The 21697-nt window shown below is 62.5% G+C and carries 17 protein-coding genes and 1 pseudogene; 13 read left to right on the top strand and 5 right to left on the bottom strand.

What is annotated here, in order from left to right; all coding sequences use genetic code 11:
* Positions 1-892: 892 nt before the first annotated feature.
* From U1737_RS07315 to U1737_RS07300, 4 genes are read left to right on the top strand one after another with little or no spacing between them, the layout of a single operon-like run.
* Positions 893-1786 carry a cytochrome ubiquinol oxidase subunit II gene (locus tag U1737_RS07315; RefSeq protein WP_332796198.1) on the top strand — a complete coding sequence of 298 codons (894 nt, stop codon included), beginning with the start codon at positions 893-895 and terminating at the stop codon, positions 1784-1786.
* Positions 1783-3882, top strand: coding sequence for a cbb3-type cytochrome c oxidase subunit I (locus U1737_RS07310; protein ID WP_332796197.1), 2100 nt, complete (start codon positions 1783-1785; stop codon positions 3880-3882). Before U1737_RS07315 ends, U1737_RS07310 begins: the two co-directional genes overlap by 4 nt.
* Positions 3879-4505 carry a cytochrome c oxidase subunit 3 gene (locus U1737_RS07305; RefSeq protein WP_332796196.1) on the top strand — a complete coding sequence of 209 codons (627 nt, stop codon included), beginning with the start codon at positions 3879-3881 and terminating at the stop codon, positions 4503-4505. Before U1737_RS07310 ends, U1737_RS07305 begins: the two co-directional genes overlap by 4 nt.
* Positions 4502-4807 carry a cytochrome o ubiquinol oxidase subunit IV gene (locus U1737_RS07300; RefSeq protein WP_332796195.1) on the top strand — a complete coding sequence of 102 codons (306 nt, stop codon included), beginning with the start codon at positions 4502-4504 and terminating at the stop codon, positions 4805-4807. The genes U1737_RS07305 and U1737_RS07300 overlap by 4 nt, the downstream gene beginning before the upstream one ends.
* A gap of 1167 nt (positions 4808-5974) precedes the next feature.
* Here U1737_RS07300 and U1737_RS07295 read toward each other — a convergent pair.
* Both U1737_RS07295 and U1737_RS07290 read right to left on the bottom strand, forming a co-directional pair.
* Positions 5975-7021: a glycoside hydrolase family protein gene (locus U1737_RS07295; protein WP_332796194.1), complete on the bottom strand. Its 1047-nt coding sequence runs from the start codon at positions 7019-7021 to the stop codon at positions 5975-5977.
* Complete coding sequence (locus U1737_RS07290) at positions 7018-7785, bottom strand: SDR family NAD(P)-dependent oxidoreductase (protein ID WP_332796193.1); 768 nt, start codon at positions 7783-7785, stop codon at positions 7018-7020. Before U1737_RS07290 ends, U1737_RS07295 begins: the two co-directional genes overlap by 4 nt.
* 324 nt (positions 7786-8109) lie before the next feature.
* On the opposite strand from U1737_RS07290, the gene U1737_RS07285 reads away from it, so the two are divergent.
* The gene (locus tag U1737_RS07285; RefSeq protein WP_332796192.1) at positions 8110-9240 is read left to right on the top strand and encodes a serine hydrolase domain-containing protein; all 1131 of its coding nucleotides are present in this window, start codon (positions 8110-8112) and stop codon (positions 9238-9240) included.
* A gap of 447 nt (positions 9241-9687) precedes the next feature.
* Here the strand turns inward: U1737_RS07285 and U1737_RS07280 are convergent, their stop codons facing one another.
* Positions 9688-10989: an SLC13 family permease gene (locus tag U1737_RS07280; protein WP_332796191.1), complete on the bottom strand. Its 1302-nt coding sequence runs from the start codon at positions 10987-10989 to the stop codon at positions 9688-9690.
* A gap of 116 nt (positions 10990-11105) precedes the next feature.
* Here U1737_RS07280 and U1737_RS07275 point away from each other — a divergent pair, with 116 nt between their 5' ends.
* Entirely contained in the window at positions 11106-12011 is a 906-nt protein-coding gene (locus U1737_RS07275; RefSeq protein WP_332796190.1) for a hypothetical protein, read from the top strand.
* A gap of 87 nt (positions 12012-12098) precedes the next feature.
* Here the strand turns inward: U1737_RS07275 and U1737_RS07270 are convergent.
* Positions 12099-12800 (bottom strand): annotated as a pseudogene (locus tag U1737_RS07270) (serine hydrolase).
* Between the two features lie 755 nt (positions 12801-13555).
* On the opposite strand from U1737_RS07270, the gene U1737_RS07265 reads away from it, so the two are divergent.
* The 7 genes from U1737_RS07265 to U1737_RS07235 all read left to right on the top strand — a co-directional run bounded on the left by U1737_RS07265 (position 13556) and on the right by U1737_RS07235 (position 20465).
* On the top strand, positions 13556-15265 hold the full coding sequence (locus U1737_RS07265; protein ID WP_332796189.1) for a chloride channel protein: 1710 nt from the start codon (positions 13556-13558) through the stop codon (positions 15263-15265).
* Between the two features lie 193 nt (positions 15266-15458).
* Positions 15459-16676: a trypsin-like peptidase domain-containing protein gene (locus tag U1737_RS07260; protein WP_332796188.1), complete on the top strand. Its 1218-nt coding sequence runs from the start codon at positions 15459-15461 to the stop codon at positions 16674-16676.
* A 65-nt stretch (positions 16677-16741) separates the two neighbouring features.
* Positions 16742-17419, top strand: a complete 678-nt coding sequence (locus tag U1737_RS07255; RefSeq protein ID WP_332796187.1) for a winged helix-turn-helix domain-containing protein — start codon at positions 16742-16744, stop codon at positions 17417-17419.
* Between the two features lie 2 nt (positions 17420-17421).
* Complete coding sequence (locus U1737_RS07250) at positions 17422-18768, top strand: sensor histidine kinase (protein WP_332796186.1); 1347 nt, start codon at positions 17422-17424, stop codon at positions 18766-18768.
* Between the two features lie 132 nt (positions 18769-18900).
* A complete protein-coding gene (locus tag U1737_RS07245; RefSeq protein WP_332796185.1) occupies positions 18901-19614 on the top strand; it encodes a bacteriorhodopsin in 714 nt (237 codons plus the stop codon).
* Positions 19611-19832 (top strand): hypothetical protein, encoded by a 222-nt coding sequence (locus U1737_RS07240; protein ID WP_332796184.1) that lies wholly within the window; start codon positions 19611-19613, stop codon positions 19830-19832. The genes U1737_RS07245 and U1737_RS07240 overlap by 4 nt, the downstream gene beginning before the upstream one ends.
* Positions 19833-20465, top strand: a complete 633-nt coding sequence (locus U1737_RS07235) for a Brp/Blh family beta-carotene 15,15'-dioxygenase (RefSeq protein ID WP_332796397.1) — start codon at positions 19833-19835, stop codon at positions 20463-20465. It abuts the gene before it with no gap.
* On the opposite strand, the gene U1737_RS07230 is transcribed toward U1737_RS07235, so the two are convergent.
* Positions 20441-21685 (bottom strand): DUF2254 domain-containing protein, encoded by a 1245-nt coding sequence (locus U1737_RS07230; protein ID WP_332796183.1) that lies wholly within the window; start codon positions 21683-21685, stop codon positions 20441-20443. The genes U1737_RS07235 and U1737_RS07230 overlap by 25 nt on opposite strands.
* Between the last annotated feature and the right edge of the window lie 12 nt (positions 21686-21697).

The following is a 21697-nucleotide window of genomic DNA, read 5'->3' as shown; positions in this document are numbered from 1 at the left end:
ATACATTATTGCGTTGAATAATACAAAAGGAGCGCCATCTACATTACTATACTCTAATTATCCCTGAATTGGCGTGATAGTTGCAGATAACTCTGAAAGAAAATAAGTTTCCGAAAAAATAGGTTCCCACCGCAGCAAGTAAATATCCTAATCACGCCTCTTGTCCCGGTGATACAGACTTACGAACTACCGGTGTTAAGAACGCAGAAAGCGTTTTCGAATGTCGGCTTGCGGCCGATGCAATCCTATACGGGCGGGGCGCGTGACGAGAACATCTGGGGTAGACGCAGCGCAACACGCCTTACGTCATAGTGGTTTTGGCTTGGATCGATATCTTCGAAGCGCCGTGTAACGCGCCGTCCTTGGGGGCATCTGCGGCAGTAGACCAGAAGCCTAAGAAGGCTCTGCGGCGCGAGGTACTCCGTACGGCGCGCAATACCGGTCTGTTCGGATCGCATCTGCGCGTGCCGACCAAGATCGGCGTTCTAAAATTTTGGTAGATCAATTGTCTCTGCCGGCAGGCTCGCCTTGATCGTCCCGACTACCAACGAGTATCTGGTCCCGCTCGACCCGCGGACTGGCAAGATCGTCTCGGAAGCGCGGTTTTTGGTCTCTAGAGCAAACGACGCTAATGGCGTTCCGGGGCGGGGACGGGCAGCGCTCTGGCGTCATCACCGTTGGCGCGCACGGTGCGCTCGGGACGCGGTGTGGGAACTACATGTTGGCTTATGCTTACTCTGTACGTGACCAGCGAAAGCGAGCAAGTCGCGTAACCTTCTTCGTGTAGCTAGGGGAAAGCCTTCTACGGCTATTCATGGGGTGGCTGGTCTGCAATTAAGGACGTTAGCGCCTCCGCAGCTAACGACGGCCGGCGGTGCGACAAGGGGGCTATGTGGTCGTTCGGTTGAAGCGGAGAACATCGCGTCTGGCGCCGCTCTCGATCCTGGCGGGACTCGGGGGCTGCACCGCGCTGTCGCACGGGTTCTTCAATCCTCAGGGACCGGTTGCCGGGCATGAGCGCGACCTGTTCGTTACCGTGTCGATCGTGCTGCTGTTTGTCGCCGGGCCGGTGTTGCTACTGACGCCGCTGTTCGCGTGGCATTACCGGCTGTCCAACCGCAGCGACGCATACCGGCCGAAGTGGAATTTCTCGTGGTGGGTGGAAGGGCTGATCTGGATCCCGCCCGCCGGGATCGTCATCGGGCTCGCCCTGTTGCTGTGGCACTGGACGCAGATCGACGATCCGTATCGGCGGTTGCCGGGCGCGGCGCCGGTCGAGGTGCAGGCGATCGCGCTCGATTGGAAATGGGTGTTCGTCTATCCCGACCTAGGCGTCGCGTCGGTCGATCGGCTGACCATTCCCGCCGGGCGGCCGGTGCATATCAAGCTCACCAGCGGCACGGTGATGCAGTCGATGCTGATCCCGCAACTCGCCGGGCAGATCTATGCAATGGGCGGCATGACGACCGAGCTGAACATCCAGGCGCACCGGCCCGGGCGGTTCCGCGGCGAGAACACGCAGTATAACGGCGCCGGGTTCCAGCAGCAGAAGTTCGACGTCGTTGCGGTGTCGCCGGCCGACTATGATCGCTGGGCGGCGGCGGCACGTCGCGGCGATCGCACGCTCGATGCGCAGACGTGGCGGCGGCTGTCCGCACGGTCGATCATCACGCACCCCGTCGAGTTCGCGCATGTCACGCCGCACCTGTTCGAGCACGTGGTGGCGACGACCGGCGGCATGACCCACTCCCTTCCGCCCCATTCCTCGCAGAAGGCCGTTCGATGACCGTTTCCGTTCTCCTATGGCCCGCCGTGCTAGGCCGGTTCGGCTGGCAGGACCTGCCGTTCGTGCGCGCGTGGGAGAACCCGACGATCAGCGAGATCATCGGCGCGTTCGCGGGCGCGCTGGTGGTGGTCGGCGCGGTCGTCGTCGCGGCGCTGCTCACGCGCTATGGCAAGTGGCGGTATCTGTGGACCGAGTGGCTCACCAGCCTGGATCACAAGAAGATCGGCATCATGTATATCGTCGTCGCGTTCGTGATGCTGTCACGCGCGCTGGTCGAGGCGGTGCTGATGCGGATGCAGCAGGCGGTGGCGATCGAGAACCCCGGTTTCCTGTCGCCCGACCATTTCGGTCAGCTATTCTCGACGCACGGCTCGATCATGATCTTCTTCATGGCGATGCCGTTCCTGACGGGGATGATCAACTACGTCCTGCCGCTCCAGATCGGCGCGCGCGACATGGCGTTTCCCTGGGCCAATTCGATCGCGCTGTGGCTGACGATCGGCGCTGCCGGACTGATGATGGCGTCGCTGGTCGTGGGCGAATTCTCGACCGGCGGGTGGAGCGGCTATCCGCCCTATACCGAGCGCGCGTTCAGTCCCGGAGTCGGTGTCGACTATTGGATATGGGCGGTGACATTGGGGTCGATCGGCTCGACGATGGCGGGGATCAACATCGCCTGCACCGTCTACAAGCTGCGCGCGCCCGGCATGCGGTTCATGCGGATGCAGATGTTCGCGTGGACCAGCCTGTGCACGTCGATCCTGATGATCTTCGCGATGCCGCCGCTGACCGTCGCCACGCTGCTGCTCGCGCTCGACCGCTATCTGGGGTTCCATTTCTTCACCAACGACCTCGGCGGCAACATGATGAACTATGCCAACATGTTCTGGCTGTTCGGTCATCCCGAGGTCTACATCCTGATCCTGCCCGCGTTCGGGGTGTATTCGGAGGTCGTGTCGACCTTCTCGACGAAGGATCTGTACGGCTACACCTCGCTGGTGATCGCGACGATGGCGATCGCGGTGCTGAGCTTCACCGTGTGGGTCCATCATTTCTTCACGATGGGGCAGTCGGCCAACGTCAACGCGGCGTTCGGGATCGCGACGATGACGATCGGCGTACCGACAGGCGTCAAGATCTACGACTGGATCTGGACGATGTTCCGCGGCGAGGTGCGCTTCACCGTGCCGATGCTCTACGCGATCGCGTTCATGATGACGTTCGTGCTGGGCGGCTTCACCGGGATCATCCTGGCGATGCCGCCGCTCGATTACCTCGTCCACAACACGCTGTTCCTGGTCGCGCATTTCCACAACATGCTGATCCCGGGCCTGCTGTACGGGATGCTGGCGGGCTATCATTACTGGTTCCCCAAGGCGTTCGGGTTCCGCATCGACGAGCGTTGGGGGCGGATCGCGTTCACCTGCTGGGTGGTCGGTTTCTATCTCGCCTTCTTCCCGCTCTACGTGCTCGGCGCGAGCGGGATGGCGCGGCGGACGCAGGCGATCTTCGAACCGTCGTTCCGGCCGTGGCTGTATGTCGCGGGCGTCGGCGCGTTCGTCCTGCTCGCGGCACTGACGTCGCTCGGCATTCAGTTGTGGGTAAGCATCCGCGACCGTGCCAAGACGCAGGTCGAGGCGGGCGACCCGTGGGATGGCCGCGGGCTCGAATGGTCGGTCAGCGCACCGCCGCCCGAGTATAACTTCGCGGTCCTGCCGCTGATCGACGGGCGCAACCCATTCTACGATCACAAGCATGACGAGGGCCAACCGGACCCATATGCCTCGCCGCCGTCGTACGAGGATATCGTCGTGCCGAAGGGCAGCGCGACCAGCGTCGTGATCGGGCTTGCCGCCGCAGTTGCAGCGTTCGGCCTGATCTGGGAAATCTGGGGGCTGACCATCGTCGCGCTGCAGGTGATCGTCGCAGCGGTCGTCCTACGCAGCTTCGGTCGCGACCAGCACCGGACCATTCCCGCCGCAGAGGTCGCACGCGAGCATGAGGCCTGGCTCAAGCGCGTCCGGGCGACGCCCGCGATCCCGCGCCAGCTTCAGACCGCTGCGGTCAATCGCGGCCTTGCGGAGATCGTGGCGTGAGCGAACCCGAACTGGCGCATGCCGGTCTCAACCTCGGCGACACCGGCGCGCTGACGCAGGACCAGGCGGAGAACGCGATCTTCGGCTTCTGGATATTCCTGATGAGCGACGCGGTGATCTTTGCGCTGCTGTTCGCGACTTACGGCACGATGATCGCGAGCACCGTCGGCGGCCCGACGCCCGCGTCCGAGTTCAAGCTGATGCCGGCATTCGTCGAGACGCTGCTGTTGCTGACCAGCAGCGCGACGTTCGGCTGCGCGACGATCGCGATGAAGTACGACGAACCCCGCCGCGTGCTGTTCGGCTGGCTCGGCGCGACGCTAGGTCTGGGCCTCGTCTTCCTCGCGCTCGAAGCGAACGACTTCGCGACGATGTTCGCGCACGGTGCGTATCCGATGCGCAGCGGCTTCCTGTCGGCGTTCTTCGCGCTGGTCGGGCTGCATGGTCTGCATGTTGCGGTCGCATGCTTCTGGCTGGTCGTGATGGTCGGGCAGGTCTGCGCCTACGGCCTCGATGCGCGGGTCAGGATCAACCTGTTACGGCTTGGGCTGTTCTGGCACCTGCTCGACATCGTCTGGATCGCGATTTTCTCGGTCGTCTATCTGCAAGGGAACATCGGATGAGCGACCGGACCCGCGAACTGCGGACCTATGCGGTCGGCTACGGCCTGTCGCTCGTGCTGACGGTGGCGGCGTTTGCCATGGTGCGCTGGCCGTCGTTCGACGCGCGCGCGATCTTCGGGACGGCGCTGGCGCTGGGGCTCGTCCAGATGGCGGTCCAGTTCCGCTGTTTCCTCCATATCAGTCTCAAGCGCTCGTCGCACCACGACCTGCAGCTGATCCTCTTCTCCACGCTCATCATCGCGCTGATGGTGTCGGGTACGCTGGTAGTCCTGTTCAACCTCCGCGGGCGAATGACGGGGTGACAAGTGTCTGAAGCCGAACACTGCTATTCAAGCAGCCTCTATTAAGGCTTACCCGAGATTAAATTATTTTTGCAGGTCTTTGCTGCTCTGTGCCCTCCGCCGTGCAGTATTCGTGGGCATTTTGCCCTTCGTCAGTGCAATCTACCCGTCGAGCGAACCGGTCACCGCATGTATCGACCGGATGGCGAACTTTTTGTAAAACGCGGTCGTTTCAAGCTTATGCCTGAGCAGAACCTGAAGGAAGCGGATGACGACGTCCTCTTCAAGCGGTGGGTGGAAACTATGCCGTAGCGTGTACGGGCTGACGCGCTTCCGGGCTCCGGCTGCGTCGGTCGGTCACCTTACAGACGACACGGTGGAATCGGCGCGTCAAAATAGAGTCGGTGGAGCTGCGCCCTGAAATAGCCAGCCGCACGGCAACAGGACGGAGCGCTGTTTCCCCCAGCGCCGTCAGACCGGAGCAGTTCAAGCGGTTGCGGCGATAGCATCGTGGCGCGGTCCTTTCGCCCTTTCCCCTCCTAGATGCGGACCAGCATGCGTTTGCTTTCGATGTCGTCAGCCCCAAGAGGCGCGACCTCCGACACTTGCAAATGGGTGCCGTACGCCACCCCAGTTCCGGGCAATACTTGATGCTCGGCGCCGCTTCGAGCAGCCGCTTCCCTTACTCAACGCTCAGTACGTCGGGCAGCTTGGGGAAGAAGGGGCTAAGAACAGGTTGCGCGACAAATACCTTTGTTCAAGCGTCACTGCTTCTAGGAAGCGTAGCGCCGATAATGTGGTGCCGATGACAGATATCCCGTCACCTTGCTCGCGCCGGTAAAGCTGGAAGCACCGTACTTCGTGGGCTGTCGCGGTGGCCGTCAAGCGGCGAGCGTCGCAGGAAAGCCGTAAAGGCGAGAAGGTGGCAGACATAGTCGTGCTGGGTACGAACGCATCGTCATGTCGTCGAGCATGCGCTGACGCAGTGGGTAACGGACTATTCGGTGGGTAGGGACGCCATGATAACGTTCCTTTTTTTCAGGCATCCATCGTCTGCCCCCGCGGTCGGTGGACCAAACGTCAGTGCAAGCGCTCTACCTCATCACCACCACTGCCGCACAGCAGCTTCCTCCTCTATGCGCCACCTATGGACAGCGTTTCACCGTGACCAATTCGGCGTATAGGCATTTAGCTCCGCTTGAGCCGGGCTCGCGATAGGCGCCGATCCTCGAGCGAATAGTACAACCAGATCTCGCCGTTGCGACTGGTGACGGAGGCGGCAAAGGCGATGTCACTCGCCGTCCGGTCTGCCACCGGCGGTGGGGTTATCAACGGCTCGATGCACCGGTCGACGACGCGGGTCAGCTTACGGTCGAACGCCACCCAACCGATCCGCCAGCGCGCATCATGCGTCGCGCCGTTATAGAACATTACCGGGGTTTCCGGATCGTCGAGAAGCATTGGGCCGGTCGATAAGTGCCAATTGTCCCACCCGTCCTCACGCGGCATGAACGGTGTCGGCTGCTCATCCCATGGCCCATCTACCTTAGGGCCGATTGACAGGCCGACGCGGCTGGCCTCGTCGGCAGCATATTCATAGAACAGGCTCCACCGCCCGTCCTTTTCACGATCTACCGTGGCTTCCTTTGTATTGCCGAGCGATTTTGTAGAAGCAAGCGCAACGCCAGTCTTAATCAATTTATCGACGCTCGGCCCGGCGGCGTAGAACATCTCGCCGTGTGCCATGTCGGCCTCGACGCCGGTGTAATAGACGACGTAGCTGCCGTCCTCCAATTTAATTACAGTAGGATCTTCAACGCCGCCCGCATCCTTTTCGCTGGATCTGCCAGGCAGGATGGAAGGTTGGTCAAGCATAGCGAAATTTACACCGTCATCGCTCCAGCCGGCCCAGATGATGCCGGTGTCGGTCATCGGCTTGCCCGGACGCGTCACAGCGCGTACCATAATGCCAAACTGGCCGTCCGGCTCCAACCAGACATACGGGCTCATCAGGTCACGGGCCATCAGCGACGGCGGGCCTACGACCTGAATGTCCTGCAGTTCCTGCACGTTGAAGTCGACCGATCCCGACGACGGATAGACTAGGACCTTGCGGTCCCCGGTCACGCTGTCGGCGGGCAGGCGCGAGCGGACGATCGGCACTCCAGGCGCGATCTCCGACTGGCCAGTAGCGCCGGCGATCGAGAATGGTTGCGTAGGCTTGCCCCCAATCACGCGCCGAGCGCCTGCATCAACGAAAGTCCACCGTCGATCACGATCCGCGCGCCAGTGATGTAAGACGCCTTGTCCGAGGCGAGAAAGACGGCGAGATCGCCGACTTCCTCAGGTCTTCCCGCCCGATCCATCGGGATGTTGCGTTCCAGCGTCTTGCGATAGACCGGATCGGTGCTGGCGCGCTCGTTCATCGGTGTCAGTATCATGCCAGGCTCGATCGCGTTGACGCGGATGCGGTTAGGCGCTTCCTCTATCGCGAGGGTCTCAATCAGATTGGTAAGGCCGCCCTTGGCCGCGCAGTAATCGGCGCCGCCGGCTCGCACCGCATAGGCGTGGATCGACGAGATGTGTATGATCGAGCCGGGCGTGTTCGCGGGCCGGGCGCGTACAAATCGGCGTGAGGTCAGGAATGCGCCGGTCAGGTCGGTGTTCAGCATGCGCTGCCACTGTGGCATCGTCATTTGCCGTACCGGTACACCCGCCATGTTGATCCCGGCGGAGTTGATGAGCACGGTCGCGAGCCCGAACGCCCGCTCCGCAGCCGCGAAGGCCGCCTCCACCGATGCCTCGTCGCCGACGTTGCACTGGACCGCAATGGCCTCGCCGCCGGCCGCCTTTACCTTGGCGACTGTGTCGCTCCCGTCATGATTAGCATCGTGGAATAGCGCCACGACCCGGTCGCCCAGTGCACCAAACGCGATTGCGCAAGCGGCGCCAATTCCGCTCTCCGCGCCACTCACCACTACGCACCGACCGATTGCCATAATATCTCCTTATCTAGTCTTTGCGGATTCTATCGACGTGTGCTTCAACACTAGCAATTTTAATTTTTGTCATGTTGCCGCTGCACCACCGGTTACATCTATTCACGGGCCTCAGCTGCGGTTTTCGATCGCCGCGCGTAAGCGAGCGCCCCAGCTAACATGAACGGATGGCCGGTTTGCTGAAGTCGCAACTTAGGGATCGGCATCTGCTCCGGATCGCCGCCGACGCGGATCATTCAAAGGTTTATCGCGGCGGTGGTCTTGGCTAGCCTAGGCGCGTCGCCCCTGTATGCCGATGAGCAGGTTGCTGACGGGAGTTTGAGAATGGATTTGGTGTCCAGGCGGACAATGCTCGCTGCCCCGTGCCTTGGGACGCTCGCCATGGCCGTTGCGGCGGGTGCGGCAACGGCAACGACGTCCGGCACTCTTGCCAACTTGCCGACCTGGATAGACTTGGCGTCCGTACCGGGTGCGAGCTGGGCAATGCTGGACGACTCCGGCACGATCTCTTCCGGTACGGTCGGCTATGCAAAGGCAAATGCGGTACTTGCGACACCCGATACTCTGTTCGAAGCGGCATCGCTGTCAAAGGTGGTTCTGGCGGTCGCGGTCCACGACATGGTGCGGGAGGGCCTGATCGATCTGGATCGACCGGTGGCCAAGCATGTCGCGTTCACTGACGATGGCGTGACGCGGTCGATCACGCCTCGCCACCTGCTCTCTCACTCAAGCGGCCTGCCCAATTGGCGCGACGAAGCGGGCGAGCCATTAACTGCCGCGTTCCCTCCCGGCACGCGATTCCGCTACTCAGGCGAGGGTTTTGTCCTCCTCGGCCGGTTGGTCGAGGCAGTTTCAGGCCAGACCGCCGCTCGTGTGGTGGAGACGCGGGTCCTGCGACCCGCAGGAATGGGCCGAAGCACCTATGGATGGGCGCGGGGCGGCGAGCCGGCAGTCGCGTGGGCGCACGACGGAGGCGGTGGTGTACTCGTCGACAAAGGCCCAGCGGGCTATGCGATGCGTCGCGATGCCGGCCTGCCGAAGCCAGTCGAGCGTTGGACGCTAGACGAACGGGAGAAGGCGGCCATCGCACTTGGCAAACCGGCGATGCCCATATTCATGACGCCCAACATGGCCGCCGGATTGTGGACCACCGCCAGCGACTATGCGCGATTCCTGGCTTTCGCGCAGCGCTACCCGGCACTTTCGACGAAGACAATTCGGGTGAAGGGAACGCTCGACTGGGGTCTGGGCTGGGGGATGGAGAGTGGTGCCGGGCGGCGTTTCGCTTGGCACTGGGGTGCCAACGACGGCGTCGCGAACCTGTTCGTCGTGGACCTCGCGTCGGGCGCGGCGGTCGTGGTCCTTACCAACGGCGACGCTGGGCACAAAGTTTACAAGCGTGCTGCCCGCACTGTCTTCGCACGCGAGTTCGATGCGTTCGCCTGGCTGAAATAAGCACCGATGGTCCACTGGATTCCGCTAGCGATATGAGGGCAGCCGTTTTGCGTTTGCAACCTTTGTCTCATAGCGTGTCGCAATCCATTACGGTCGTCAGATGCACATGATCGGGCATCAGCTTCAAATATATACATGAAGCATCCAGCGGCGAGATGAAGTCTGATCGAGATCCGTAGGACGGGAACGCTTCTCTATTAAAGAATGTTTACCCCGGCGGACCGGACGCTTCGGCTTTCGCGCATAGCACGACAATGCTGCGGCCCACGTAAATATTCAACCGGAGCCGCGGGCCGCCAGTCAGCACCAGCCTGCAAGTATCTGGACTCGCAGAGAAGCTCAGATCCTGATCCACCTCTTGTTGGATCCGAAGATACCAAGTCCAGTAACGAAGATCATCAAACCGGCAAAGATCAAGATGGCGAGGACTATCCGCATGTCACCCGCTCAAAAGGGAAAAAACATCTGGATAGCTGTGATCGCAACGGCATAGGTGATGAGGTTGAGCGGCAAGCCGACCTTCACGAAGTCCATGTAGCGATATCCGCCCATCTGATAGACGATGACGTTCGTTTGGTAACCGAACGGCGTCGCAAACGCGGCGCTGCCCGCCATCATCACCGCGACAAGGAAAGGGCGCGGATTGACGCCAAGACTTTCCGCCAGCGCCACCGCGATCGGTGTAACCAGCACAGCAACTGTGGCATTGGACAGCAATTCGGTCAGCACCATGGTTATGCCGTAGAGCACGATCAGCGCGGTCAGCGGGCCGAACTCCTGCATCGATCCGACCAGTGCCCCGGTCGCTTGGGCGGCGAGACCGCTCTGCTCCATCGCCATCCCGATCACGACCATGCCGGCGATCAGGATCAGGATTTGCGGCCGCAGGCCGCCATAGGCTTCGTCCGCGGTGATGACTCGCAACAGGATCAGCAACACAGCACCTGCAAGGGCGGAAGCGGCGATCGGCGCAAGCCCTGCCGCGGCAATCGCAATCGCACCGACGAAGACTCCGAGAGCGATCGTCGCCTTTACGGGCTGGAACGGACGATGCTCCGCGAACAGCGACGAGTCGCCCACCTGCGCGCCCGGCACATCGATCTCGCACGCTGATGCGACCGTCGCCGGGTCAGCGAGGCTGCCGCGCATGAGTTTGCCCGAGAACAGGAAAAGGTAGATGCCGCCCGCCAGCGCCATCGGTAGCCCGACCGGCGTGATCTCGAACATGCCGAAGCGCGGTTGTCCCGCCACTCGGGCCATGTCGTCGACCAGCAGGTTGGTCGACGTGCCGATGAGCGTGCAGCAGCCTGTCAGAACCGTGATGTAGGATAGCGGCATCAGATAGCGTTTGGGTGGCAGTTTCAACGCGGTGGCGACGTCGCGTACCACCGGTGCCCCCAGAACGACGATCGGAGTGCTGTTGAGGAAGCAGGATACCACACCGATCGCGCCCAGCATCAGCCAGATGCCAGCCGATCCCAGGCGTTTGCACGTCTTCACCGCAGCGTCGATCGCGCAATCGAGCAGACCAGACAGTTCGAGCGCATAGGCGATGACGAATAATGAGGCGAGCGCGACGATCGCGGGGCTGGCAAAGGCGCCCTGCACCTCGATCGGGCGCACGACACCTGTGATCAGCAGGACGGCAGCGCCGCTCAGTGCCACGACGTCGGAGCGCACCTTGTCCCAGATCAGCGCCGCGACGACTGCGACCAGGACGACCAGGGTCAGGACCTGATCGACTGTCATGCATGCCTCCGCGAGACGAAGGCGCTGCAACGGCAGGGCAATATGGCCATTGCGATGTGGGTCGTAGGCATTGCAACCGGGTATGCGAATTTGACCGGTTTTGCTATCGGTCGGTCATGGATGAGCCCACCTTGCGGAAAAGTCGTCTTGCTCTCGCCGGCGGTATTGCTGCCGCTTTAGCTGTTGGCGGGACCGGATTTCTCATTGGGCGCGGAACGTCACCGCGCAGCGGCGAGCCGGTTGCCGCCAAACCGGTGGCCGCCGCTCCTGTAGTTGCGCGCGAACCGGTCGCGCCCCCGACGCCTGGCAATCCGGTGTTGGGCCGTGCCGATATCATGGGGCTCGCAGCACTGGGGGCAGATGCGGTCGCCTCGGGGCAAGCCATGCCCAAGGCTATCGCCGACACTGCTGGGCAACGCTTCGAACTCCGGCTTCCGTTCGGTTGTCGGGGACCGGCCGATGCGGGAAGCGATGCCGCGATGCGCTGGCATTATGACGAGACGGCCAAGGCGCTACGCGTTCACGTCGCTCCGGTCGTTTGGACCAGGACTGACATCCTCGACGCTCTGGGTCACGCGACCCCACAGGCTGCCGTCGAGGGGTTCTGGATTCCCCGACCCTGGACGGGGAGTGAGGCCTGTCCAACAATGCAGGATAATCCCGCACCAGCTGGAACGGATGCAGTGACGCTACCGGGGCAGACGTTGGCGATCGCCCAATTCTTCGACGGCGACGGCGACGGCGTGCGACAGGGGCAGCGGATCGGCAAGCCGTATGAAACGGTCTTCCGCATGCAACCTGACGAACTTCAGCCGGAGCAAGGTTTTCAGATCCGAATCGCCGGTCGGATCGCCAATATACCGGGGCAGGGGCCGGTGTTCTGTCGTCAGCCTGCCGGGGCCGAGCAGCGCCCGATCTGCGTTGTTGGCGTAACGATGGACGAGGTGGCGATCGACAACCCCCGCACGGGTAAGACGCTCGCGACCTGGAACGTTACCACCGTGGGCGCTGCTGATCACTAGCGATTAGCCGAGCCAGAACGCGCAAATCAGCAGCATTCCACGATCACCGGCCCGCAGCCGCCACTACTGCCCGTGTCACGTCGCCCATCAGCCGCATCCGTACCGGTATAGGTTGCCGGGTGTTCGCATCATCACGGCAACTGCATAGCGATGCCCGTCGGGGGCGACGAGCAATCCGACGTCGTTATACCCGGTCGACAGGGTGCCAAGGTCCTGGCCCGTCCCCGTCTTGTGTGCGAGCGTCCAGCCGGGGCGGAGGCCCGATTTCAGACGAAGCGGGCCGGTCTTGCTGGAGCGCATCAAGGTCAGCAACGCGGCGGTCGAGCGTGAGCTTAGCAGCTTGCCCTGAGTCAAAAGCGACAGCCCCAGAGTCACGCCGTTGGCAGAAGCGCCGTCGGGCGGCGCCGCAAGATACCTGCGCAGCGCCTTGTCGCGCACTACATAGGTCATGGCTGCACGCGCCTGGAGGAACCCCCAGCCACCAGCCTATTCCAGTCCCGCCGTACGAGCCTGCAACTGCCGCTCCCCTGGCCCGAACTTGACGCCCGCTATCTGCTCTTCACCGAGCATGCGGTTGATCGCTGCGGGGCCGCCGACGCGCCACAAAAGTACGTCGTTGCAGGTGTTGTCGCTACGCGTCATCACCCCACGCAGCAACTCGCCGATCGTCGTCCTGTAGCCGCCCGGGCCGACTAGCGTCCGGATCGGCTGGTGGAACACGGTAAGATCGGATTTTGTGACCGTCACCGGATCGCCGAGTGACAACCGGCCCCGGTCGACCGCATCCATGACCGCGATGGCAATCCAGAACTTGCTCACGCTCTGCTGCGGGCGCGGGCTATCCCCCCTCCCAGGCTACAACCCAACCCTCGTCGATATCGCGGACGCTGATGCCAACCTCACCCTTGAAGCTGGCGCCCAACGCCTGGACAGCGTTGAGCAGGTCGGCCGATGGTTGGGCTTGGAATGGAACCGGCTTTGGCGATGTTCGAGCGGGGGTGGTCGTCTGAACGGTGATTGGTACGGATGCGGGCGAGACAGGCTCTCGACCGGCAGAGACACACGCCGCAAGGCCAGATAGACCGGCAACGATGCCAGCACGGCGACAGAGCAATTCAAATGACAACGACACTTCCCTTTTCGGGTCTTGTAACCGCCAATCCGTGAAGCGGAACCGGATCAGCTTGACTTCGACCCGCAACGCACTCGGCTGGGCCCAGGATGTTGAATCCGTCTCCCGCGAGATCTCGACCGCCGAGATCGGCCTAGCCGGGACGATGACTTGGGTTTAACCGGTGCCATGCGTCTGCCTCGCTCTCCTCTCTTCGTACCGTTGCTCATCGTTGTGTTGCTGGCGAGCATCACCGGTGCCGGATGGGCGACGACGTGGATCGGTTCCCTGCTCCTGTGGATCCTGAGTGGCGCCATCGCTCTGGTCCTGTTCGCCGCGCTACTGCGTGACTCCGAGTGAATTGCAACGCGGTGTTTCGGACCAGAGGCTCGTGAGCGTGGACGTTACAGCCATACGCTCGGCGACGTCATGGATGCGCCAGCGTCTGCGCGCGAGCGAAGCGGTCCTGATCCTGCTGGCGGTCGCGATCGGTGGTGCTGCCGGTTTGCTGAGCGTCGTTCAGGGCGCGATAGCACGGACGATCCAACATCTGCTTTTTGCTCTTCCGAGCGGTCAGCGATTGAGCGCGACTCCGGCAATACCTTTGTTTGCGCTGCTCGCTTTGCCACTCGGCGGTATTGTGCTGGTCCTCTTCTCCTGGATCACGAAGGCGCGCACGCGACACATGGTCGACGCCGTCGAGGCGAATGCATTGCATGGCGGTCGTATGTCGAGGAGCGACAGCCTCGTCATCTCTGGTCAGACGATAATCTCAAATGGTTTCGGCGCATCGGTGGGGCTTGAGGCGGCTTATGCCCAGCTTGGCGGTGTCGTCGCCTCGATCGCGGGCGGATGGTTCCGGCTGCGACGTGCCGACCTCCGGATACTGGTTGGCGCAGGCACGGGGGCCGCGATCGCAGGAGCCTTCGGCGCACCGTTGGCCGGCGCGTTCTACGCGTTCGAGATCGTCATTGGCGCTTACACGCCCGCTGCGATCGCGCCCGTCGCCGCGGCATCACTGTCTGGCGTGCTCGTTGCTCAAGCGTTCGGCGCCGAGCCGTATCTGGTCAACGCGACTGTTGCCGAACATGTGCAGACGCACCATTACCTCATCTACGCCGGTCTTGGCGCCGTCGCCGCGGCATTCGGCATCCTCCTGATGCGTGCGGTTGCCGAGGTCGAGGCACTGACACGCCGCATACCCGTCCGCATGGGTTGGCGGCCGATCATCGGGGGCGTGCTGCTGATCCCTTTCGCATGGCTGACGCCGCAGGTCCTCTCCGCAGGCCACGGTGCCCTGCACATCGACCTTGAATATGGTGTCCCTCTCACGATCCTTGCCGCTATTCTGATCATGAAGAGTACCGCTTCGGTTATCTCGCTCGGCTTTGGTTTTCGCGGCGGGCTGTTCTTTGCCTCGTTATTCCTCGGCAGCCTGCTCGGCCAGATTTATGCAGGCGGTTTAGGGTGGATTGCCGGTCAAACGCTGGTCGGCCCTGAGAATGCCGCGCTGGTTGGAATGGCGGCACTGGCGGTCGCGGTCGTTGGCGGACCAATGACGATGGCCATGCTCGTGCTGGAGGCGACGCATGATTTCTCGCTCGCTGGCGCAACGATTGCCGCGTCGCTGGTGTCTTCCACCATTGTCCGCGAGACGTTCGGCTACTCGTTTTCAACTTGGCGGCTTCACCTTCGTGGCGAGACGATCAAGAGTGCCCGCGACGTAGGCTGGGTCCGGATGCTGACCGCCGGACGCATGATGCGAAAGGTGGAACGGCCGACCTCTGCACGGATCACCGTCGCCGAGTTTCGCCGCCTGTTTCCTTTGGGATCGACCAGTCGCGTCGTCGTGGTCGATGAGCAGGATCGCTACGCCGGCGTGGTCCAGACCGCCAGCGCCTTTGCCGAAGGTGTCGCGTTGTCCGATCTGGTCGGTACGCTAGCGATCCACCGGGAAGAGGTTTTGTCACCTGACGCCGACATAAAGGCCGTTATGTCCGCCTTCGACGTAGCGGGTGCAGACGAAATGGCCATTGTCACAGAAGATGGCGATGTACTTGGCGTCCTGTCGGAATCTCACGTTCGACGACGCTATGCCGAGGAGCTGGACAAGTCCCAGCGCGAGTTGTTCGGAGAAGCGTAGCGGTTAAAGGGCAGTTTGGTGTTTATGGTGAACAGTGTCTTGGGGTTCGCGGCGCTAAGCGAGTAGCCCGTAATTCTTCCAGTCACAGCTCCGATGGACGCTTTAACGTTACACCGATTTAATATTCGCAACAGGCGGCGCTCATCGTCCGGTTCCAAAGGGAGCATATCCTCACAGGACAAGGACAAAGACCGTGATACTCAACCGTCGCCTGACCGTACGCCCGCTGATCGCTGCCGTCGCTCTGGGAACCACGGCACTCGTCGGTGTCGCAGGCGGGGCGATCGCCGCGGACGACGGTCGCACCAGCATCGCCGAGCGGTTCACCGCACCCGGCCCCGTTGCCGTGGCGGCGACCGGTGTCCACGCCTCGCTGGCGGACATGGTCGAAGCCGTCGGACCGAGCGTCGTTCAGATACAGGTCAAACCCGCATCGGCGCAGGAGCAGCAATTCGAACCGACGCAGTTCGGATCGGATGACAGCGAACTGGCCGATCGACTAGGACAGCTGTTCGGGTTCGGCATGCAAGATCGCCGTGGGCAATCCGAGGCGCCGCAACAGCAGCAAGCCCCGCAGCGCGGATCGCTAGGCTCGGGGTTCATCGTCGATGCATCCGGGTTCGTCATCACGAACAACCATGTCGTCAACGGCGCCGACCGCGTCACCGTCCAGATGTCGGACGGCCGCGAGTTCGCCGGTCGCGTCTTGGGGCGTGATCCCAAGATCGATTTCGCTGTGGTGAAGATCGAAGGGCAGGGTAAGTTCACCCCAATCAAATGGGGCGACAGCGACCATATTCGCGTTGGAGAAAGCGTGTTTGCCGTTGGCAGTCCGTTCGGCCTTGGAAACACCGTGACATCAGGCATCGTATCGGCACGTGGGCGAGAAATCGGGGCGGGGCCTTATGACGATTTTCTGCAGGTCGATGCTGCGATCAACAGCGGCAACTCGGGTGGTCCGCTGTTCGATAGCGCGGGCCGGGTCGTCGGTGTGAACACCGCGATCTTCTCCCCGACTGGCGGCAACGTGGGCATTGGGTTTGCGATACCTGCCGCCATGGCGCGGAAGGTCGCGCTTCAGATTGCGCAAACCGGCCACGTCTCGCGCGGCAGGATTGGCGTCTCGTTACAGGACCTGAGACCGGAGATCGCGAGCGAGATGGGTTCGAACGCCACCAAGGGCGCGTTGATCGCCGAGGTCGAAGAGGGCGGAGCAGCAGCGCTGTCTGGCCTGCAACGTGGCGACGTCGTTCGGCGCTTCGGATCGAAGCCGGTCGATAACGGGCACGACCTTGCCCGCGCCGTAGCGGAGGCTCGGATAGGTTCGATCGTTCCGACGCAGGTGCTGCGTGACGGTGGCGAGGTTTCCCTAAACCTGCGCATCGCAGGCGAAGCGATAGGCCAGTCCTGAGCCCATGGAACCGGGGGGCGGTACACGCGTCCGCTCCCTGACACCTCGAATGGAACGGTCCGACCTTGAAGCTGCTTCTGATCGAAGACGATGTACAGACCGCAGACTATGTTCGCCGCGGGCTGATGGAGCTTGGCCACGTGTCCGATCACGCTACCACCGGCGTCGATGGCCTCACCGCGGCAATCGTTGGCCGATATGACGCGATCATTCTCGACCGGAACCTGCCCGAGCTCGATGGACTGTCGGTGCTGAAGGCATTGCGTGCGAAAGGAGATCGGACGCCGGTACTGCTTCTATCTGCGCTGGGGCAGGTGGACGATAGGATCGCGGGCCTTCAGGCCGGTAGCGACGATTACCTGGCCAAGCCCTTCTCGTTTGGCGAGCTCGTTGCGCGCCTGGAGGCGATAGTCCGTCGCCACAGCGACACCGACGCGACGCAAGGTACCCGCCAGACGGGCTCGTTGACGCTCGACCTGCTCGGCCGCACGGCCATGCGCAACGGCCGACGTATAGAACTGCTCAACAAGGAGTATCAGCTGCTCGACTATCTGACTCGCCATGCCGGGCAGGTGGTGACGCGGACGATGCTGATCGAGGCGATCTGGGATTACAATTTCGATCCGGGGACGAACGTCGTCGACGTCCATGTCAGCCGCCTGCGTGCCGAGATCGACGGTCCAGACGATAGTCCGATGATCCGAACCGTCCGCGGCTCGGGCTATAGGCTGGATGCTGTCTGACGATGCGCTGGCCGTCGACAGCCGCTCTGCGCGGTGCGCTCTGGATCACGCTGATCGCGTTGATCGCGACCGGGATCGCCCTGAGCGTACAATATGTCCAGACGGTACGCCTGCTCGACGCCCGCGCGCAGGCAGCGGTCGACGACGAGACGGCAGGGCTTATCGAGCGATATCAGAGCGAGGGGCCATTTGCCGTCGCACAGTCCGTGTCCCGTTCGGTCGGGCGCCCGCGCGTTACAGACTTCATTTATCTCATGACCGACGCTTCGGGCCAGCCGGTCGCGGGAAACCTGGCAAAATGGCCCAGTGAAATCGACCGTACCGGGTATCGTACGTTCAATACGCAGGTCGCGACGACGCGGGGCACGGTCATCGAGCGACAGGTCTCCGCGCGGACGGTTCTTCTCGGCAACGACTATCGACTGCTCGTCGGCAGCCTTTCGGACGATCGCCGCCTGCTGCGCGATCGTTATATCTCCGCACTTGCCTGGTCGCTGATGGCTACCGGCGTGATCGGCCTGCTGTTCGGCTTCTGGTACAGCCGGCGCGGGCTTGCCTTCCTCGATGCAGCCAGCACCGCCGGCGATCGTTTTCGCGCCGGGCATCTGGACGAGCGCTTGCCCGTGACGGGGCGAGGCGATGAATATGACCGCCTTGCAGCGACACTGAACCATAGCTTTGCGGAGATCGAACGCCTCGTGGATTCGCTGCGAACCGCGACCGATGCGCTTGCTCATGATCTGAAGACGCCGCTGACGCGAATCCGGTCCCGCATCGAGCTTGCGGCCCTTGGCGGGGATCAAAATGATGCGACAGCGGATATGCGCGGAGATCTCGATGCCTTGCTCCGGACGATCGACGATACGCTTCGACTGGCCCGGGCGGAGACGACGATGGCCAGCGAGTTCGTTCCGGTCGATTTGACGGCGATTGTGATCGAGGCCGTCGAGTTGTTCGAACCCTTGGCAGACGATCATGGTCTGAACCTTGCGATCGAAACCACGCTGGTGACGGTAGGCGGCGTTCGTTCGCTGTTGGGGCAGATCGTCGCCAATCTGCTCGACAACGCGATCAAGTACACGCCGCCCGGCGGGTCGATCCGGGTGACGCTTTCGCGCGGGCTCGATGGGGTCACGCTCGTCGTGGCGGATACGGGACCGGGTATACCGGCCAACCAGCGCGAGCATGCCATGACGCGCTTCGCTCGGCTCGACACCAGCCGTCATTCCGAAGGCAGTGGCCTTGGTCTCAGCATCGCGCGGGTCGCCGCCCGCGTTCATGGCGCCTCGCTGAAGCTGAGTGACAATGCGCCAGGGCTTCGTGCGGCTGTGCACTTCCCGAAGGCGTAAGCTTCAGTCTGTCTCGACGTCGCCAAACATGACGCATCCATGAACTTATCGCGAGCTAGGACCCAAAACATGTGAGCGATGTTAGGGGCTTAAGGTCGGCGCCGGGTCGTCCTCATGATAGGGGGCTCCCTCGTGGATCAAACCGCTTTTCTGATCGGCTTCAGCGTGATGTCGGTCGCGGCGCTGGCGATATACGCGACGGGTAAGAAGACGCATCCGTCGGGTCATCATACGCTCCTGCACGCCAGCGTTCCGTTCATCGCGGCAACCGCGTATCTCGCAATGGCCTTTGGGATCGGCACGCTGATCAACAGCGACGGCTCGGCGACCTATCTCGCACGCTATGTCGATTGGTCGGTAACGACGCCGATACTATTGTCCGGGCTGGTGCTGCTGGCGTTCCACGAGCACGGAAAGACCGGTGAAGTCAGCGGGTATCTGACATCGGTAATCGTCCTCGATGTTTTGATGATCGTCACAGGCCTGATATCGTCGCTTGCCGCCCCAACGCTGGCGAAATGGATCTGGTACGGATGGTCCTGCGTCGCGTTTCTCGGCGTGCTGTATCTGCTCTGGGGTCCGTTGCGGTCACAGGCCGTCAACCGCGGTGCGGCGTTGGGCACGGCTTACGCCAAGAAGCTCATCTTCCTGACCGTGATCTGGTTCCTCTATCCCATCGTCTTCCTGGTCGGGCCGGAAGGTCTAAAGCTGATCACTGATCCCGCATCGGTCTGGGCATTCCTGATCATGGATGTCATCGCGAAGGTCGTCTACGCGTTCTACGCGGCGGCCAATCTCGACAAGGCGTTGGCGCAGCATGCCGACGACCGCGGCTGCCGGGCATGACACGACGCGCCCCGGCCCTTGGCTGGGGCCTCCTTTTCGGGGCGGCATTGATCGCAACATTGTGCTCGCTCACCGTGCAGCTTGGGTTCGCAGCCATGGCGGTCGGCATCGTCGGCATAGTGCACGGCGCCAGCGATCTTGAAATCATCGAGCACCAGCGACGCCCGACATTCCTGGCACTGTACGTCTCTGCGCTACTGGTCTGTCTCTGGTGGTAGATCGTCGATCCCGCGATCGCACTTCCCGCATTCCTGCTGGCATCCGCAGTCCATTTCGGCCTTGAGGATGCCCCGGCAAACCGGCCGTTCGAGAGGATGGCCCGCGGCATAAGCCTGGTTGCCACCCCTGCGACGCTGCATGCGGCGAGCCTGACCCGCATTCTACATTCTGCCGGCGTTCAAGCGTCAAGTCTGCCGACCATAGTCAGCAGTCTGGCGATTGCCGGTGGCATAGCCGCCGGCTGCCTCGCGATCATCGGCATGGCGCGTCACGATCGACGTCTCCTGGTTGGAACGACGGCACTTCTGGTTCTACCCCCGCTCGTCGGGTTTTCGGTGGGGTTCCTCGTGCTGCACGCGGTGCCACAGACGAAAGAGCGTCGTGATCGCTTGCAGTGCGTCACGACCACCGCGTACCTCCGTACCACGGCTCCGGTCCTCGTCGCGGCCGTGACGCTGGTGGGGATCGTGGGCGGGTTGCTGCTGCGATGGGACCCTTCGGGCATGCGTTCGCTGTTTGCCGGCATCGCGGCACTGGCAATGCCGCATCTGCTGGTGACGCCGTATTTCGAAGGGGTTGCCCGGCAATCGGGGATTATGCCCCAGCCTCAAGCACGCCAGAGCTTCCTGTAAGCCGTATCGAAGGCCGTCAGATCGTCAGGATCCGTGATGGTGGTCGTCACCCGCTTTTCGTGGCGGTGCGCCCAGCGTTCGATCGCAGCCTGCGAATCAGGCAGGTTCGCGTGCAGCGCCGCCAGCGTAGCTGTCAGCCGCAAAGATACTTCGATCTCCTCAAGGCCTTCGCGAAGGATCGGCCCGAACGCGTCCGTCAGCATATCGTCCATCGTCGGCATGCCAATGTGGACCGGATGGGTTGCGACCGCGTCCTCGACGTTCGCTGCGCTTGGCCGAAGCGTCAGGAACACGCGAAGCAAGGCATTGAGGACTTCGATCCCCGTGCCCGGATCGTTGGTCGCAGGGGCCAGCGCACGGCTCGCGATCTCGGACAAGGCGATCAGGCCCAGCCGCGGGTCCTGATCGAACGAGCGATGTCGCTCGATCGTGAAGGTCTTGATCATGGCGGACCGGATCGCGTCGTTCCCCTCCCCCTTGACCCGCAGAAGCGTCCGCGCGGGGTGTATCATCGCGCCGGGCAGGACGTCGACATAGACCGTCAAACCGTGGCGGTCGGCGATGGTGCCGAGCGCGGCGACGTCGATATGCGTGATATAGCCGGTCTGTGGAGCACTCAGCGCCACGGCGTCGGCGGGGATGGCGACAGGAGCCCGCCCACCAAGATACGGATGCGCGGCAAATTCCTGCATGGCGTTGGTAGCGGCCTCCTCGACGCGGTCGATCACGTCGGCCATTCGTCCGAAGGCGGTGATATGCCCGATCCAGCGCAACAACGTGCCGACCACCAGCAGGATGATCAGTACCGTCGCCGCGAACAGGATGATCCGGCCGTCATGGCCGTAGGCGCTGGTGTTCAGCCCGACGATACCAACCATCGAGAACACGAAGGCACCGAGGAAGGTCGACAGCGCGTTCTGCGATGTCGGGTCGCTGACCATCAGCTGGGTCGCGCGCGGTGTCGCGAGCTGCGTCGCCGAGGAATAGGCGCTGACCATCGCGGTCAGGGAAAAGGTCGTGACCGCCAGCATGCTGGAGGCCATGATCTGGAGGATCGTACCGACCGATCGCTGCCCGATATCGGCATCGAAGGTGTAGGGTAGATACGGCGTGACAAGGCCAGCGACGATCGCCAGCGCGACGCTGAGCAGACTAATGATTCCTGCGCGGAACCAGATCTGCCGGACGATCCGCTTCAGGATCCATGACCATTGCCTCATGATGCCTCCTCT

This window comes from Sphingomonas fucosidasi (assembly GCF_036663855.1).
In the GTDB taxonomy this organism is placed as follows: Bacteria; Pseudomonadota; Alphaproteobacteria; order Sphingomonadales; family Sphingomonadaceae; genus Sphingomonas; species Sphingomonas faeni_B.
This window is presented reverse-complemented; position numbering and strand designations above follow the sequence as displayed.